The sequence below is a fragment of the Dokdonia sp. Dokd-P16 genome (assembly GCF_003095655.1).
In the GTDB taxonomy this organism is placed as follows: domain Bacteria; phylum Bacteroidota; class Bacteroidia; order Flavobacteriales; family Flavobacteriaceae; genus Dokdonia.
Genome location: NZ_CP029151.1, coordinates 549038 through 565262, shown reverse-complemented (window position 1 = coordinate 565262; position 16225 = coordinate 549038). Strand labels below are relative to the sequence as shown.

15 protein-coding genes are annotated in these 16225 nt (G+C 36.7%); 10 read left to right on the top strand and 5 right to left on the bottom strand.

The window, feature by feature from the left end; translation table 11 throughout:
- Positions 1-38 precede the first annotated feature (38 nt).
- The 7 genes from rplQ to DCS32_RS02520 all read left to right on the top strand — a co-directional run bounded on the left by rplQ (position 39) and on the right by DCS32_RS02520 (position 7644).
- Positions 39-512 (top strand): 50S ribosomal protein L17, encoded by a 474-nt coding sequence (gene rplQ / locus DCS32_RS02550; RefSeq protein ID WP_108876867.1) that lies wholly within the window; start codon positions 39-41, stop codon positions 510-512.
- Between the two features lie 155 nt (positions 513-667).
- On the top strand, positions 668-1384 hold the full coding sequence (locus DCS32_RS02545) for a hypothetical protein (protein WP_108876866.1): 717 nt from the start codon (positions 668-670) through the stop codon (positions 1382-1384).
- 75 nt (positions 1385-1459) lie between these two features.
- Positions 1460-2572, top strand: coding sequence for a glutamine-hydrolyzing carbamoyl-phosphate synthase small subunit (carA, locus tag DCS32_RS02540; protein WP_108876865.1), 1113 nt, complete (start codon positions 1460-1462; stop codon positions 2570-2572).
- Positions 2573-2722: 150 nt separating this feature from the next.
- Positions 2723-4012, top strand: coding sequence for a phosphopyruvate hydratase (gene eno / locus DCS32_RS02535; protein ID WP_108876864.1), 1290 nt, complete (start codon positions 2723-2725; stop codon positions 4010-4012).
- A 743-nt stretch (positions 4013-4755) separates the two neighbouring features.
- A complete protein-coding gene (locus DCS32_RS02530; RefSeq protein WP_013751353.1) occupies positions 4756-6042 on the top strand; it encodes a citrate synthase in 1287 nt (428 codons plus the stop codon).
- A gap of 103 nt (positions 6043-6145) precedes the next feature.
- Positions 6146-6643 (top strand): GyrI-like domain-containing protein, encoded by a 498-nt coding sequence (locus tag DCS32_RS02525; protein WP_162533580.1) that lies wholly within the window; start codon positions 6146-6148, stop codon positions 6641-6643.
- Positions 6644-6729: 86 nt separating this feature from the next.
- Entirely contained in the window at positions 6730-7644 is a 915-nt protein-coding gene (locus DCS32_RS02520; protein WP_108876862.1) for a dimethylarginine dimethylaminohydrolase family protein, read from the top strand.
- Between the two features lie 24 nt (positions 7645-7668).
- Here DCS32_RS02520 and DCS32_RS02515 read toward each other — a convergent pair whose 3' ends face one another.
- The 5 genes from DCS32_RS02515 to DCS32_RS02495 form a co-directional block, all read right to left on the bottom strand.
- Positions 7669-8166 (bottom strand): MepB family protein, encoded by a 498-nt coding sequence (locus DCS32_RS02515; RefSeq protein ID WP_108876861.1) that lies wholly within the window; start codon positions 8164-8166, stop codon positions 7669-7671.
- A 6-nt stretch (positions 8167-8172) separates the two neighbouring features.
- Positions 8173-9336 (bottom strand): formate-dependent phosphoribosylglycinamide formyltransferase, encoded by a 1164-nt coding sequence (gene purT / locus DCS32_RS02510; protein WP_108876860.1) that lies wholly within the window; start codon positions 9334-9336, stop codon positions 8173-8175.
- A 60-nt stretch (positions 9337-9396) separates the two neighbouring features.
- Complete coding sequence (locus tag DCS32_RS02505) at positions 9397-11181, bottom strand: DUF885 domain-containing protein (protein ID WP_108876859.1); 1785 nt, start codon at positions 11179-11181, stop codon at positions 9397-9399.
- 267 nt (positions 11182-11448) lie between these two features.
- Positions 11449-12633 carry a pyridoxal phosphate-dependent aminotransferase gene (locus DCS32_RS02500; RefSeq protein ID WP_108876858.1) on the bottom strand — a complete coding sequence of 395 codons (1185 nt, stop codon included), beginning with the start codon at positions 12631-12633 and terminating at the stop codon, positions 11449-11451.
- A 111-nt stretch (positions 12634-12744) separates the two neighbouring features.
- The gene (locus DCS32_RS02495; RefSeq protein WP_108876857.1) at positions 12745-13842 is read right to left on the bottom strand and encodes a fatty acid desaturase family protein; all 1098 of its coding nucleotides are present in this window, start codon (positions 13840-13842) and stop codon (positions 12745-12747) included.
- Between the two features lie 199 nt (positions 13843-14041).
- Between DCS32_RS02495 and rsmG the strand changes: the two genes are divergently transcribed.
- From rsmG to DCS32_RS02480, 3 genes are all read left to right on the top strand, one after another.
- Positions 14042-14671, top strand: a complete 630-nt coding sequence (rsmG, locus tag DCS32_RS02490) for a 16S rRNA (guanine(527)-N(7))-methyltransferase RsmG (RefSeq protein ID WP_108876856.1) — start codon at positions 14042-14044, stop codon at positions 14669-14671.
- 152 nt (positions 14672-14823) lie between these two features.
- On the top strand, positions 14824-15393 hold the full coding sequence (locus DCS32_RS02485; RefSeq protein ID WP_108876855.1) for an RNA polymerase sigma factor: 570 nt from the start codon (positions 14824-14826) through the stop codon (positions 15391-15393).
- The gene (locus DCS32_RS02480) at positions 15377-16177 is read left to right on the top strand and encodes a hypothetical protein (RefSeq protein WP_108876854.1); all 801 of its coding nucleotides are present in this window, start codon (positions 15377-15379) and stop codon (positions 16175-16177) included. Before DCS32_RS02485 ends, DCS32_RS02480 begins: the two co-directional genes overlap by 17 nt.
- The last annotated feature ends 48 nt before the right edge of the window (positions 16178-16225 follow it).

Genomic DNA, 16225 nt, shown 5'->3' with positions numbered 1-16225 from the left:
AATAGCGCTTTCGCGAAAGCGGGAAAATACATATTACAATGAGACACGGAAAGAAATTTAATCACTTAGGGAGAAAGACTGCACATAGAAAGTCTATGCTTGCAAACATGGCTTGCTCTTTAATTGAACATAAGAGAATAAACACGACAGTGGCAAAGGCAAAAGCTTTAAAGCAGTTTGTTGAGCCAATGATCACAAAGTCAAAAGAAGATACTACTCATAATCGTCGTATCGTTTTTGCAAAGCTTCGCCAAAAAGATGCAGTTACTGAATTATTCAGAGATGTAGCGGCAAAGATTGGTGATCGTCCAGGAGGTTATACTCGTATTATCAAGATGGGTAACCGTCTTGGGGATAACGCTGATATGGCAATGATAGAACTTGTTGATTACAACGAGATTTACAGCCCAGGAAAACCAGCAAAGAAGAAAAATACGCGTCGTGGAAGTAAAAAAGCCGAAGCTGTAGCACCTGCTGCAACAGAAGAAAACGCTTCTAACGAAGAAGAATAGATAATTTTATTGTCTAAACAGTTTTAAAAAGGCTCTGCTATTAAGCAGAGCCTTTTTTATTTCAAAAGATTCATAATATCTTGTTAAGATTTCTATTTTTTGTTGAGTTCTGTTTTTAGGTATTATATTAGTTATAACAAAACAACTTTAGTGTTATGAAATATTTCTTGATCTCCGTTTTACTTATTAATTCTCTTACAGCAATCTGTCAATCTGAAGATGTGACGTTTATGTCAAGTTTAAATTCTAACCAAGCTATTGACGGATCACTAGTAAATTTTGATGGGGGAAACTACTCGGGTAGGACATTTAAGGCCGCAACTAAGATAGAGGGTGATAAGTTTTTATTCGATAATTGGTTTAGCTCTGCTAGAGTTATAACACAGAATAAGCAAGTTATAGATGTACGTAATGTTAATTTTGATATGGAGCGAGGTACATTTTCCTTTAAAGAGGGAGAGTATCTATTAGATGTAAATCAGTTTGTTGTCGGCTCTGTTAGTGTAAATGATTTAACTTTCAAAAGAACGTTAAATCCACAAGATAATATATCTAGATTAATGGAAGTTATATACGAATCTGATGACATCTCCTTATTGAAAGACCATAACGTCAGAATAAGAGAGGGAAAATTTGATATACAAGTTGGACAAGAGCCTGATGAATATGTAAGTAGTATAAACTATTATCTTATTAGTGATGGAGAGTTTAAGAAATTTAAGCCAAAGAAATCTTCTGTACTCGCAATTTTCAATGATTATGAGGATATAATGGTGCAGTATGTGAAGGATAATAAGTTGTCTTACAAAGAGGATTCAGATTTAAAAAAGATGTTTATAAAATTAAGCTCGCTTAGATCTTCTGCGAATTAATTTCAGTGATTAAACTATTCTTTTTTCAAAAGACTATATTCACTACTTTTGTCTTCTGTAAGGAAAAAACAAAAAATGAAATATCAATCTAGAAGACCAGCCATAATATTACTTGCAGACGGAACAATTTTTCATGGTAAATCTGTAGGAGACAAAGAAGCAACTTCTTTTGGTGAAGTTTGTTTTAATACAGGAATGACAGGCTATCAAGAAATTTTTACTGATCCATCATATTTTGGTCAGTTAATGGTTACTACAAATGCTCATATAGGTAATTATGGAGCAACAGATGTTGAGACGGAGTCTGACACTGTTAAAATTTCTGGATTAATTTGTAGAAATTTCAGCTATACATACTCAAGAAAAGATGCAGAGGAGTCTTTAGAATCTTTCTTAAATGATAGTGAACTCTTCGCTATTTCGGATGTAGATACTCGAGCGCTTGTTGCACACATACGTGATAATGGTGCTATGAATGCTGTTATTTCAACTGCTGTTGATGATATTGAAGGTTTGAAAAAGCAGTTGTCGGAGGTTCCTGATATGAACGGACTAGAATTAGCCTCAAAAGTATCTACCACTGAAGCTTACTATTTTGGCGAAGAAAATGCCGAAGTTAAGGTTGCTGCATTAGATATTGGGATCAAACGTAATATTTTACGAAATCTCGCAAAAAGAGGTGCATATGTAAAAGTATTCCCATACAATACTACTTATAAGGAGATGAAAGAATGGAATCCTGATGGATATTTTTTATCTAATGGACCTGGAGATCCTGAGCCACTTGAAAATGCAATACAAGTTGCAAAAGATATCATTAGCGCAAACGATCCACTATTTGGAATATGCCTAGGACATCAAGTAATAGCACTCGCAAATGGTATTTCTACTTATAAAATGCACAATGGACACCGTGGGATCAATCATCCTATAATGAACTTGGTTACTGGTAAGGGTGAAATTACTTCACAAAACCATGGCTTTGCAATTAATAGGGAGGAGGCAGAAGCTAATAACGATGTGGAGATAACGCATGTTCACCTTAATGATAACACTGTTGCAGGAATTAAACTAAAGGATAAGAACTGCTTTTCCGTTCAATATCATCCGGAAGCGAGTCCTGGACCTAACGATGCTACTTATTTATTCGATCAGTTCATAGATAATATTAAAAGTGTCACAGCTTAAAAATCTAATCCTCATCTAATTTGTTAGATGGGGATTTTTTTAGTTTAAAAATTTTGCTTTCGCGAAAACGTTATCGCTACAAAAGAACATAGACTTTACAAAATCATCATCAAAATCGTATTTTTACGTAACTAATAAAACAACTATAACATGAGTATAATCATAGAAGTTCACGCAAGGCAAATTTTTGATTCACGAGGAAACCCAACTGTTGAAGTTGATGTATTCACTGAGTTAGGTGTAATGGGAAGAGCAGCTGTTCCTTCTGGAGCATCTACAGGTGAGCACGAGGCAGTAGAGTTGCGTGATGGTGGTAATGCTTTTATGGGTAAAGGTGTGTCGAAAGCTGTTGAAAATGTAAATACGCTTATTGCTCCAGAATTACTTGGAGTATCTGTTTTTGAGCAAAACGCTATTGATCAACTTATGATAGATCTAGATGGCACTCCAAACAAATCAAAACTTGGCGCAAATGCAATCCTAGGTGTTTCTCTTGCTTGTGCAAAAGCAGCAGCTGCCGAATTGAATATGCCGTTATATAGATATATAGGTGGAGTTAGTGCAAATACACTTCCAGTACCTATGATGAATATTATTAATGGAGGATCACATAGTGATGCGCCTATAGCATTTCAGGAATTTATGGTAATGCCAGTTAAAGCTAAGAGCTTTAGTCATGCATTACAAATGGGAACTGAGATTTTTCATAACCTTAAAAAGGTATTACATGATCGTAACTTGAGTACAGCAGTAGGTGATGAAGGAGGATTTGCTCCAGCATTAGACGGTACAGAAGATGCGCTTGATAGTGTGAAAATAGCTGTAGAAAAAGCTGGTTACTCTTGGGGTGACGAAATTATGATTGCGCTAGATTGTGCTGCTGCAGAATTTTATGTAGATGGAAAGTACAACTACGCAAAATTTGAGGGTGAAACTGGAAAAATACGTACTAGTGAGGAACAAGCAGATTACTTGGCTGAGCTAGCAGACAAATATCCAATTATATCTATAGAGGATGGAATGGATGAGAACGACTGGGAAGGTTGGAAATATCTTACTGATAAGATTGGTGACAAGGTTCAACTTGTAGGTGATGATTTATTTGTAACTAATGTACAGCGTCTATCAAGAGGTATAAATGAAGGGATTGCAAACTCTATCCTTATTAAGGTGAATCAAATAGGTACTCTTACAGAAACAATTGCAGCTGTAAACATGGCACATAACGCAGGCTATACTTCTGTAATGTCTCATCGATCTGGAGAAACTGAAGACAATACGATTGCAGATCTAGCTGTAGCACTTAACTGTGGTCAGATTAAAACAGGTTCTGCTTCACGTTCTGATCGTATGGCAAAGTACAATCAACTTATTCGTATAGAAGAGATGCTTGCTGATACCGCATACTTTCCGGCAATGAATGCCTTTAAGATAAAGTAAGAGTGATAAGAACTATATTATTTGAAAAATGCCTTCTCCATGAGAGGGCATTTTTATTTTTATAAGAGCCGATTAATAACGGATTTTGAGGATTATGTGCTTAGTGTAATGTAATTTTCATTTAAAAATTAAAACTAGTAGCACTCTTTATCGTTTAAATCATAAGCTATTACTTCTGTAATTCAGTGTTTTATGTTAAAATCAATAAGTAAGTAAAATCTTACTCAATTGCTGTGGTAAACACGTTAAAATACATTAATTTTATATTTCCAAATTATGATCTTTTAGAAGTTGTCTAGGTTTTGCTTTCGCGAAAGCGAATTTTAAATCTATATAGTTTTTTAAATTTTTACCTGGCTCATTCGTTGCATCGTTAGTGAATAAACAAGCAAGTATGACTTTAAGTTGGGTAAGAGCGGGCAGTTACGCTTCGATGTTGTACACTCGCTCTTTTTTTAAATGGATTTTGGAGAAATCCAAAATCTAGATTTAAGTTGGGTAAAGGACATGTGCTACGGTACATGTCCTTTTTTATTGCGCTACTAGAAGCATATCAGCTTTTGTGTAAAATGTCTGTTTATAAGTATCTTCTATATTTGGAAAGTTCTCTCTTGTGTTATCTAGTAAGAATTTAATTAATTTTTAACCTTCTATGAAGCCTATATGTTAAAAAATGAGACTTCTTTTTTGTAATTTAGCCTAACTTCAAACAATAGAATAAAATAAGAAAAATATAACGATAGATGGCAGATAAAGCAACCCTAACGATAGATGGAAAAAGTTACGAGTTCCCAATAATTACAGGAACAGAGAAGGAGCAGGCAATTGATATAAAGACGCTCAGAGGAGCTACTGGAGGAATCACTACGATAGATCCAGGTTATAAAAATACAGGGTCTTGTGAAAGCGCTATTACTTTTTTAGATGGGGAGAAAGGAATTCTTAGATACCGCGGTTATTCAATAGAAGAGCTTGCAGAGAAAGCAGATTTTCTTGAAACAGCTTATTTATTGATTTTTGGAGAGCTTCCTACAAAACAACAACTAGATAAATTTCACGCAGATATCAAATCTGAGTCTCACGTAGATGAAGATATGAAGAAAATCTTAGATGGTTTTCCTAAGTCTGCACACCCTATGGGTGTTTTAAGTGCACTTACATCTGCACTTATAGCATTTAATCCTTCAACCGTAAATGTAGATTCTGAAGAAGATATGTATGCTGCTATTGTAAAACTTCTAGCGAAGTTTCCTGTACTAGCTGCATGGGCAATGCGCAAGAAAAAGAGTCAACCTCTTGATTATGGAGATAATTCTCTTGGTTATGTAGAGAACTTCCATAAAATGATGTTTGCAAAGCCTAATGAGGAGTATAAGGTGGACAAAGCTGTTATTGAAGCTATAGATAAGTTACTAATATTACATGCAGATCATGAGCAAAACTGTTCTACATCTACAGTACGTATAGTTGGATCATCACATGCTGGTTTATTTGCTTCTATTTCTGCAGGAATCTCTGCATTATGGGGACCACTACACGGTGGAGCAAACCAAGCTGTAATTGAAATGCTAGAAGCTATCAAAGAAGACGGTGGTGATACTAAGAAATATATGGCTAAAGCTAAGGATAAGGAAGATCCTTTCCGTTTAATGGGCTTTGGACATAGAGTATATAAAAACTTTGACCCGAGAGCAAAGATTATTAAAGTAGCTGCAGATGATGTTCTTACTCAATTAGGAATAGAAGATCCTGTGTTGGATATAGCTAAGGGACTTGAAAAAGAAGCTCTTGAAGATCCATATTTTGTAGACCGTAAATTATATCCAAACGTAGATTTCTATTCAGGTATTATTTATCGTGCACTAGATATTCCAGTAGAGATGTTTACTGTGATGTTTGCAGTAGGTCGTCTTCCAGGTTGGATTGCTCAATGGAGAGAGATGAGATTAGGTAAAGAGCCTATCGGACGTCCACGTCAGGTATATACTGGTGAAAACTTAAGATCTTTTAAAGAAGTTTCAGAGAGATAAAAACTCAGTAGTAAATTATAAAAGAGCAAACATTTCGTTTGCTCTTTTTTTATGCTCAAAAGAGTAAGTAATAGACTATCTAAAAAATTGTAAATTCACTTTCGTGAAAGTTACCAACCACCCATTACCAATTATTGTAGAGCAGCCAGAACTTATACTTGCAGGTTTACAGACTACAATGTCTCTAGCTCATAATACAACAATGCAATTATGGCAAACCTTAGGACCTTTAAAAAAGTTAATCCATAACAAGTCTAATGATGGGAGTTATAGCGTGCAGTGCTATGTAGATAATTTTATGTCTATTCCTTTTACACCAGAAACCAAGTTTGTAAAATGGGCAGCAGTAGCCGTAACTACCGAAAATAATATTCCAAAGGAGTTAGAAGTGTTGAAAATCCCAGAGGGTAAATGGGCTGTTTTTTTATATAAAGGCACCACAAGTGATTTTGGAAAATTTGCTCAGTATGTGTATCAAGAGTGGCTTCCGTCATCTGGGTATCAATTGGATCATAGACCACATTATGAGTTCATGGCTTCGGATTATTTAGGACCTAATCAGCCAGATGCGCAAGAAGAAGTCTGGATTCCAATCATATAGTTTTAGTCTCATTCAATTACTATGTTTTTTATGTTACTTAATCGTAGTTGTTGGGATTTCAAGAGTGGAATTTGTAATTTCACGCTATGCTTAAACTCAATGTAAAAAACGAAACGTCACGTCTTAAAGCCGTGGTTTTAGGAACTGCAGAAAGTAATGGACCTACGCCATCACTAGAAGATGCTTACGATCCTAAGTCAGCGCTTCATATTAAAGAAGGTACATATCCTCTAGAAAAAGACATGGTTCCAGAGATGGAAGCAGTAGCAACTATATTCAAGAAGTATGATGTAGAAGTGTATAGACCTAAACTTATAAAAGATATGAATCAGATCTTTACTAGGGATATAGGATTTGTGATTGATGATAAGTTTTTTAAGGCTAATATCCTCCCTGATAGGGAAGAGGAAATAGATGCTATAGAGCATATTATAAAGCAAGTGGCACCAACGCATGTGTTTAGATTGCCAGAAGAAGCACATATTGAGGGAGGAGATGTGATGCTTGCAGATGATCATATTTTTATCGGGACTTATAGAGGTGCAGACTATCCAGATTATATCATTGCACGTACAAATATGCTTGCCGTAGGAATGATACAGGAGTTATTCCCAAATAAAAAAGTAATGTCATTTGATCTTAGAAAATCAAACACAGATCCATACAGTAACGCACTTCACTTAGATTGCTGTTTCCAGCCAGTAGGTGACGGAAAAGCAATTTTACATAAAAACGGATTCCTTCAAGAAAAAGAGTATAACTGGTTGTTAAACCATTATGGGAAAGAAAATGTATTTGAAATCTCGTCTCAAGAGATGTTTAATATGAATTCTAATATATTCAGTATATCGCCAGAAGTAGTAATTTCTGAACGTAATTTTACAAGATTAAATACGTGGCTGAGAGATCAGAATATTACCGTAGAAGAAGTTGCTTATGCAGAGATTGCAAAGCAAGAAGGATTACTAAGATGTAGTACACTACCGCTTATAAGAGAGTAGTTATTACATCAACGCATTTTATTATTATTCACAGGATGTAAAAAGAGACGTAATAAAATCTATATCTACGTCTTTACCTACTTGATGAAAATAATCTAATTGCCATTTTTTCGTGTTTAGAGCTTGTTTATTATTTGGAGTGTCCCATGCTGGATAAACTCTAAAAGCTCTTTTGCCTTCTTTAGTTTGGGTTGATATAATTCCTTTTTTGATAAGGATTGATCTAGGGAAGATAAATTGCCCTAACTCATTTTCTGTCTTTACATTTACTACATAAAAATCAATAACATCACTTTCGTGAAAAGGTGAGATTTCTCCGCTTTCCAAGCGCTTCCAGAATGTTACAAATTGGCCTGCTTTTTTAGGCGTTACTTTCGCATCTCTACATATAATATTTAATCCTGCTAGCGTAAATGTACAGGCGCCGTAGGATTTGCTTTCGAGCTCGTCATGATAATCCGAAATATAAAGCGAGCATTTGTCATAAATGCTCGCTTTAATTTGTTGCAGGTTAGAGGTCATTGACTGTTAAATTACAGTGACTTTCGAAGCGAGCTCTTTTGCTCTTTCGGTAACGTTTGTAATATTACCATTTAGTTTGTCATAGGTTACCACAACTCCCATACGTCTGAATGGACGGGAGGTGGGTTTTCCAAAAAGCCTGAAGTCAGATTTGGGAGCTCCGGCGATATTTTCTATACCTGTGAAAGATGGATTGTCAGAATTCTTAGTTGCAAGAATCACGGCACTTGCGCCTATACGTTCTTGAGTAATTTCTTTTATAGATAGTCCTAACACGGCTCTTAAGTGTAGCTCAAACTCATTATAGTTTTGAGTATTTGCCAGGGTTACCATGCCGGTGTCATGTGGTCTAGGTGATAGCTCAGAAAAGTAAACCCCATCATCACCTACAAAGAATTCTACGCCCCATAAACCAGCTCCTCCTAAAGCAGCAGTAACTTTAGATGCCATTTCTTGAGCAGTTTTGAGATGAGCATCCGCCATGGTTGCTGGTTGCCAGCTTTCTTGGTAGTCGCCTCGTTCTTGACGGTGACCTACAGGAGGGCAAAACAGCGTCTCACCATCTCTTTGTGTAACAGTGAGAAGTGTAATCTCGTAATTGAAATTCACAAAAGACTCCACAATCACCTCGGCGACATCTCCTCTTGATCCAGCTTGAGAGTATTCCCAAGCTCGTTGGATGTCATCTGGAGTTTTGATGGTAGATTGCCCTTTTCCGCTAGAAGACATCAAGGGCTTTACCACGCAAGGAATTCCTACTTCCTTAACTGCTTTTTGTAATGTTTCTGCAGATGTTGCATAGCGATAATTTGCAGTTTTTAAGCCAAGGTCTTTAGCCGCTAAGTCGCGTATAGATTTGCGATTCATTGTGAAGTTGGCAGCTTTTGCACTTGGGATTACTGTATATCCCTGCTTTTCATATTCATAAAAACGCTCTGTGCGAATTGCTTCAATTTCTGGAACAATAAAATCAGGTTTGTGCTTTTCGACTAGTCTATCTAGAGCGTCGCCATCTAGCATATTTATCACCTCGCGACCATCTGCTACTTGCATTGCAGGAGCGTTATCATAACTATCTACAGCAATTACAGTTTGACCAAGGCGTTGTGCTGCAATTACAAATTCCTTTCCCAGTTCTCCTGAGCCTAGTAATACTATCTTTTTATTCATAATGTTTTGCTTTCGCACTTTGGCAAGCTCCGTGTAAACTTCACTTGCTTGAAAGTTGTACTATTTACTTTCTTCTATCCAACCATTAATTTTTTCCTCAAGTAGTGCAAGTGGGATACATCCTGTCTCAAGTACTTCTTTATGAAATTCCCTGATATCAAATTTTTCACCTAATTCTTGGGTTGCTTTTGTGCGCAACTCTCTGATTTTAAGTTGACCAATTTTATAAGAAAGCGCTTGTCCCGGATTTGCCATATAACGCTCAATTTCTGATATAATACCTGCTTCGCTTTCTGCTTCATTTTCTAGACAATAAGCAATCGCTTTCTCGCGGCTCCATCCTTTAGTGTGGATTCCTGTATCTACCACAAGTCTAACTGCGCGGTGCATCTCAGCTCCCAGTGTTCCAAAATATTGATAAGGATCTGTATAAAGTCCTAGCTCTTTACCAAGCGATTCTGTATACAATGCCCAGCCTTCACCATATGCGCTATACCATAATGTTTTTCTAAACTGTGGTAGTGTCTCGCTTTCTTGTGTTAGAGAAACCTGGAAGTGGTGTCCAGGGACAGCTTCATGTAAAAATAATGACTCGTCTGAGTATACATTATAAGTACTTGCATCTGGTATAGGTGTGTAAAAAATACCTGGTCGAGTTCCATCTAGCGATCCAGGATTATACTCTGCACTTGCAGAGTTCTCTCTAAATGCTTCTGTCTGTCTCACTTCAAAAGCTGTTTTAGGTTGTACGCTAAAAAGTAAATCTACTTGAGGTTTAATGGTCTCATGCATTGCATTAAAATTTGCAATGATTTCTTCTGGGGTAGTGTACGGCATTAATTTTTTGTTAGTACGTACATCATCAAAAAATGCTTTGAGGTCTCCTTTAAAGCCAACTTGCTCTTTTACTTTTTCCATCTCCGTACGTATGCGAGTAACCTCGCTCAGGCCGAGTTGGTGTATCTCATCTGCGCTCATTGTAGTGGTAGTATAAAGTTTGATGGCGTAGTCATAATAATCGCTACCTGCAGGTAAGTCACTATAACCAGAGCTATCACGACCAGCAGCTAGGTATTCATTTTGTAAAAAGTCACGCATCTTTGCATAGGCAGGGATTACTTTGCCTTCTATCATGGCAATGTAATCTGTGCGTAAAGTGTTTTTATCTTCTTCTGTTATTCCTTCTGGAAAGTTTGCTACGGGCTTGTAAAACAAGTGATTTTCTACAGTTGCTTCCGTCATAGCATCCATTTGTGGGATGATTTTTTTAATAAGCGACTTAGGAAGTACGTAGCCTTCTGTCATTCCTTGACGCATATTTTGCTCTGAACTGTTGAGCCAGATAAGGTATTCGTCTACACGTGTTTGCCAGTTTCGGTAATCTTCTAGAGTGTTAAAAGGTTGTGCACTCGCACCACTTGCAAGTTGGCCAAACATAAGATGTGGAGACCACATCTGGTCTATAGGAGTAAGGTCTTTTTTAAACTCCATACCTTCTAGATTGATCGCGATATCCCAGAGTAGTACTTCCTTACTCATCTTCTCTGTGTCTGTGAGGTCACTGTCGTTAAACTGCTGGATAGAGTCACGGTACGAAGTATAATACGTCTTTACCGCATCTTTATGTGATTGAGATAATGCATCTGGAAATTTGTCATTATATCTATTATCTCCAGACATTGTAGCATTAAGCGGATTAAGTTTTAGTCCATCTTCATAATAGTTGTCTAGCACATTGTTAAAAGCTAGTGATGTGTCTGCTGTACTAGCTATTTCTGTTGTGGCATCGTTTTTACAGGCTATTAGGCTTAAGGCCATTATTCCTGCGAGTAGTGTTTTTTTCATAAGGAAGGTTATAGAAGTTGCAGCTATTGTTTTCTGCAGTTTAAATTGTTTTAAGGTGTTTGTTGCGCTTTCGCGAAAGCGGTATTCTCACACTCACTATTACGTTACTAAGATACTTATTCGTAAATAAATTATGTGGTCGCTTGGGTGCCTTATTACGCAGAAGAATATTAAGACTTATTGTGGAAATAGAGCTATAAAAAAAACCCACTAAGAGATTAGCGGGTTTTGATTGTTGTGCTTTCGCGAAAGCTTAATTAATAAGAACTATGAAACGGCAGCTTTAATCTGCTTCATTGCGTCTTTTATGTTGTCCACACTAGCTGCATAAGATATACGTATGCAGTCTGGATTTCCAAATGCTTCACCAGTAACCGTCGCAACATTTGCCGCTTCAAGTAGGTAAAGTGAAAAATCTGATGCGTTTTCAATTTTTGTTCCACCTAGTGTTTTTCCGAAGTAGTAAGATATATTTGGGAATACATAAAATGCACCTTTTGGTTCGTTGCATTTAAAACCTTCAATATCATTTAGTAAGTCTAGTATTAAAGTTCGACGACTTTTAAACTCGTCTATCATGTATTGTACTTTGCTTACTGGAGCTTCTAGAGCTGTTATCACAGCACGTTGAGCGATACAGTTTGTACCACTAGTAATCTGTCCTTGCATTTTATTACAAGCGCGAGCTATATATTCTGGCCCGCCTATGTAACCTACACGCCATCCCGTCATTGCAAAAGCTTTTGACACACCGTTTACAGTAACTGTACGATCGTACATATCTGGAAACTGAGCCATACTAGCGTGCTCGCCTACATAATTAATGTGTTCGTATATCTCATCGCTCACAACGATGATGTTTGGATATTTTACAAGAACATCTGCTAGGCCGCGTAATTCTTCTTTACTGTAAATAGATCCAGAAGGGTTGCAAGGAGAGCTATACCAAAGCATCTTAGTCTTAGGAGTAATAGCTGCCTCAAGCTGCTCAGGAGTCATTTTGAAATTAGTATCTATAGAAGTTGGTACTTCAACAGGCACACCTTCTGCTATTTTCACAATATCTGAGTAGCTTACCCAGTAAGGGCATGGTAGTATTACCTCGTCACCTGGATCAAGACATACTAATGCAATATTAGCAAGTGATTGTTTTGCTCCAGTAGAAACTACAATTTGCGGTAGTTTATAATCGAGCTTGTTGTCTCTTTTAAATTTTGTGATGATTGCCTCTTTTAACTCTACATAACCATCTACAGGAGTGTATGAGTTATAGTTGTCATTTATCGCCTGTATTGCGGCATCCTTTATAAAGTCTGGAGTATTGAAATCTGGTTCTCCTAGGCTTAAACCTATGATATCTTTTCCTTCTGCTCTTAATTCTCTTGCTTTGGCAGCCATTGCTAGTGTTGCAGAGGTAGCCATTTCTGTTACACGGGTAGATAGTTTATTCATACTAGGAGATTATATATTATGTTGATATAAGTTTTGTATTGCAAGTTAACGAAAAGTGCCAAATCCTTTAGGGATTTGGCACTTGATATTTTCTGAAAAATTACGCTTGTTTTATGCAGTAATCGCAGGTTTCATTCCCATATTTTTAAGGTGATTGAAGTGAGCAACGAGCGCCTTTCTTGTTGTTTCATACTCATGATAAGGAAGGTTGAACTCATTTGCTGTTTCTCTTACAATCTTACTAATCTTCGTATAATGTACGTGACTAATGTGAGGGAAGATGTGGTGTTCTACCTGGTGGTTTAAACCTCCAGAAAACCAATTCATGATTTTATTTTTAGTAGAAAAATTTACTGTAGTAAATAATTGGTGTATCGCCCAAGTATTTTTCATGGTTCCTGTTTCATCAGGTAATGGCATGTGAGCATCTTCAACCATGTGTGCAAGTTGGAAAATCACACTTAAAATTACTCCAGCTACGTAGTGCATAATAAAGAATCCTATTAGAATTTTCCACCATGCAAGATCCATCACAATCATCGGGATCACAATCCACATACCTAGATAAATAGATTTAGTGATAAGAAGTGTGCTCCATTGTCTCGCAGGACTTTGTAGTTTTCCATAAGATAGTTTGCGCTTCATGTAGCGTTTCATTTGAAAAAAATCTGTAGTGAGCGCCCAGTTAAAAGTAAGGAGTCCGTATAAAAACACAGAGTAGTATTGCTGGAATTTATGAGCCCAATGCCACTTACCGTGTTTTGAGAAACGGAGTACACGTCCAGCTTCCATATCTTCATCGTGACCGTGTATGTTAGTATACGTGTGGTGAAGTACGTTGTGTTGTACTTGCCAGTTATACACATTACCAGCTAGAATATAGATACTACTACCCATTAATTTGTTAACCCATTTTTTACTAGAAAATGAACCGTGATTTCCATCATGCATTACATTCATACCTATTCCAGCCATTCCTACACCCATTACAACAGTAAGAAGTAATTGCAGCCACGTAGGCATATCAAGGGTTAAGAATAAAAAATAAGGTACTAAGTATATAGCAAACATGATAATCGCCTTGAGGTACAATTTCCAGTTACCTGTGCGTTTAATATCATTTTCTTTAAAATAAGAATTTACACGTTTATTCAGCGTTCTGAAGAATTTTGCTGAGTCCGTGCGCGAAAATTTAATTGTATTTTCCATAATAATGTAATTACCCTTACATAGCGCACTTTAATTCAAGATATTGCACTCTGTATAGCGTTTTTCTCTCGCTTTCGCGAAAAAGTTTTTCTTTTATAATAGCCTTGTAAAAGTAATACTTAATCCCGCTCACAGCTATGAACCTGCGTTAAAATAATAGGGAGTAAAATGGTACTTTTACAGTCCTAATATACTACTAATGGATATCATATTAAAATACTTTCCTGATCTCACCGAAACTCAAATCGAGCAATTCTCAAAATTAAAGGATTTATACCACGACTGGAACCTTAAAATCAATGTTGTGAGCCGTAAGGATATTGATGAAATATACTTACGTCATGTACTACACTCACTGGGCATTGCAAAGGTACAGCGATTTAATCCTGGAAGTAAAATTCTTGACGTGGGAACTGGTGGAGGATTTCCAGGAGTGCCACTAGCGATACTACACCCAGAGGTGAGTTTTCACCTCGTAGATAGTATAGGTAAAAAAATCAAAGTAGTAAATGAGGTCGTAGAGGGTCTTGGTATTACAAATGTAAAAACAACAAATGATCGTGTTGAAACTGTAAAAGATCAATATGACTTTGTAGTCTCTCGTGCAGTAGCTCAAATGGAAACTTTTGTACACTGGGTAAAAGGTCGTGTTGCCAAAAAATCTACTCACGAACTCAAAAATGGAATTCTCTATTTAAAAGGTGGCGATCTTACAGAAGAGCTTCAAAAATATACAACGACTACCATTTATGAGCTTCCTTCATTTTTTGAAGAAGAGTTTTTTGAAACTAAAAAGGTAGTACACTTACCTATGAAGTTTAAGGGGTAAAACTCTTAAAACCATATATTTGATTCCAAAGTTTATAGTAAGAATGTTTATTGGAGACTTTGGAATTTTTTATTTTAAAACTTTTCTCAATGTACGAGGCAACCTTTTATAAATAGCCTGCGTCTTTATAGATAGAAACCCATCAATCAGGTATGAAAGTCATACAGTTTAATAACGAGAAACAGCTTATTAAAAAAGCTATCAAAGGTAATAGAGATGCTCAACGAGCACTTTATGAGCAGCATGCGCCTAAGATGCTAAGTGTGTGTCGTTATTATATAAAAGATGTACATCAGGCGGAGGAGGCAATGTGTAATGGTTTTTTAAAAGTATTTACAAAGCTAGATAGTTTTAAAAATGCAGGAAGTTTTGAAGGATGGATACGTAGGATTATGGTAAGGGAAAGCATTTCTTATTTACGTGCGATAAAGAAGTTATACTTCACAGAAGATGGTGAGATTGAGAGCAACGATGCCATAAATAATATCCAGACAGATCTCGAGGTGGCACACATCCAGAGTTTAATAGATGATTTGCCAGAGGGATATCGTGTAGTTTTTATAATGTATGCTATAGAGGGATACAAACACAAGGAGATAGCAAAAACACTAGGAATTAGTGAGAGCACCTCAAAAAGTCAGTTGTTTAAGGCAAGGAAGCAATTGCAAGCAAAACTTGAAGAAGAATTAATTAATAATGGGACCAATGAAGTTAGAAGATAATTTTAGAGAAAAGTTGGAAGGTCGCCGCATAGCACCTACCGCATCTGCTTGGGATCGTATAGAGGGTAAACTTGAGACGGAGCAGGGTAAAAAGAAGAATGGTATAATCTTTTGGCTTGCTATTGCAGCTAGTTTTATTGCAGGTGTTTTTCTTACAGCTATCATTTTTGGAGGTGATACTGATGGAATAGAAAATCAAATAGTACAAACGCCAGAAACTATTAATAATACCATCGATAAAGAAGATGCAAGTAATATTAATTTAAGGAACATTGAGAACATACAGGTAGTAGACGCATCAAAAGTAGATGCTGCAGCAGAGGTGGAGAAGGATGAGGTTACGCTTTCGCGAAAGCGTGATGCGAAGCAAAAAACTAATACTGCTGCTACCAAAACATACCGCAATAATTATAAGCCAACAGCCACAGTTGCTTCAACTAAAAACAGTGCCGTAGCGAAGGTAGATAAGGATAATGTCGGAATCGTAAGTGATGAGCCACTTAACAAGGCATATGTGTCTCAAGAAAAAACTGGCGTTGAAGTTGTTGGTGCTAGTGACTTCTCGGTAACTGATGATGAAGTGGATATGTTACTTAAAAATGCACAAACTGAAATAAAGCGACAGAAAACCTATGAAGCACAAACTCCAGTGGTAAATGCAAACGAATTATTACTAGATGTAGAGGCTGAGGTAGATCCAGACTCTTTTAAAGATAGAATGTTCCGCACGCTCAAAAAAGAGTTTAATAGAGCCGTAGAGGCAGTTGCAAATAAAGATAATTAAGAAAATTCATCAATAATGCGCCATCATCGAGCGCACAAAACACAAACA

Coding starts and splice junctions, on each gene's coding strand:
- rsmG (WP_108876856.1), top strand. CDS start 14,042: ATGGATATCATATTAAAATACTTTCCTGATCTCACCGAAACTCAAATC.
- DCS32_RS02530 (WP_013751353.1), top strand. CDS start 4,756: ATGGCAGATAAAGCAACCCTAACGATAGATGGAAAAAGTTACGAGTTC.
- DCS32_RS02515 (WP_108876861.1), bottom strand. CDS start 8,166: ATGACCTCTAACCTGCAACAAATTAAAGCGAGCATTTATGACAAATGC.
- DCS32_RS02495 (WP_108876857.1), bottom strand. CDS start 13,842: ATGGAAAATACAATTAAATTTTCGCGCACGGACTCAGCAAAATTCTTC.
- carA (WP_108876865.1), top strand. CDS start 1,460: ATGAAATATCAATCTAGAAGACCAGCCATAATATTACTTGCAGACGGA.
- purT (WP_108876860.1), bottom strand. CDS start 9,336: ATGAATAAAAAGATAGTATTACTAGGCTCAGGAGAACTGGGAAAGGAA.
- DCS32_RS02545 (WP_108876866.1), top strand. CDS start 668: ATGAAATATTTCTTGATCTCCGTTTTACTTATTAATTCTCTTACAGCA.
- DCS32_RS02505 (WP_108876859.1), bottom strand. CDS start 11,181: ATGAAAAAAACACTACTCGCAGGAATAATGGCCTTAAGCCTAATAGCC.
- DCS32_RS02485 (WP_108876855.1), top strand. CDS start 14,824: ATGAAAGTCATACAGTTTAATAACGAGAAACAGCTTATTAAAAAAGCT.
- eno (WP_108876864.1), top strand. CDS start 2,723: ATGAGTATAATCATAGAAGTTCACGCAAGGCAAATTTTTGATTCACGA.
- DCS32_RS02480 (WP_108876854.1), top strand. CDS start 15,377: ATGAAGTTAGAAGATAATTTTAGAGAAAAGTTGGAAGGTCGCCGCATA.
- rplQ (WP_108876867.1), top strand. CDS start 39: ATGAGACACGGAAAGAAATTTAATCACTTAGGGAGAAAGACTGCACAT.
- DCS32_RS02500 (WP_108876858.1), bottom strand. CDS start 12,633: ATGAATAAACTATCTACCCGTGTAACAGAAATGGCTACCTCTGCAACA.
- DCS32_RS02520 (WP_108876862.1), top strand. CDS start 6,730: ATGCTTAAACTCAATGTAAAAAACGAAACGTCACGTCTTAAAGCCGTG.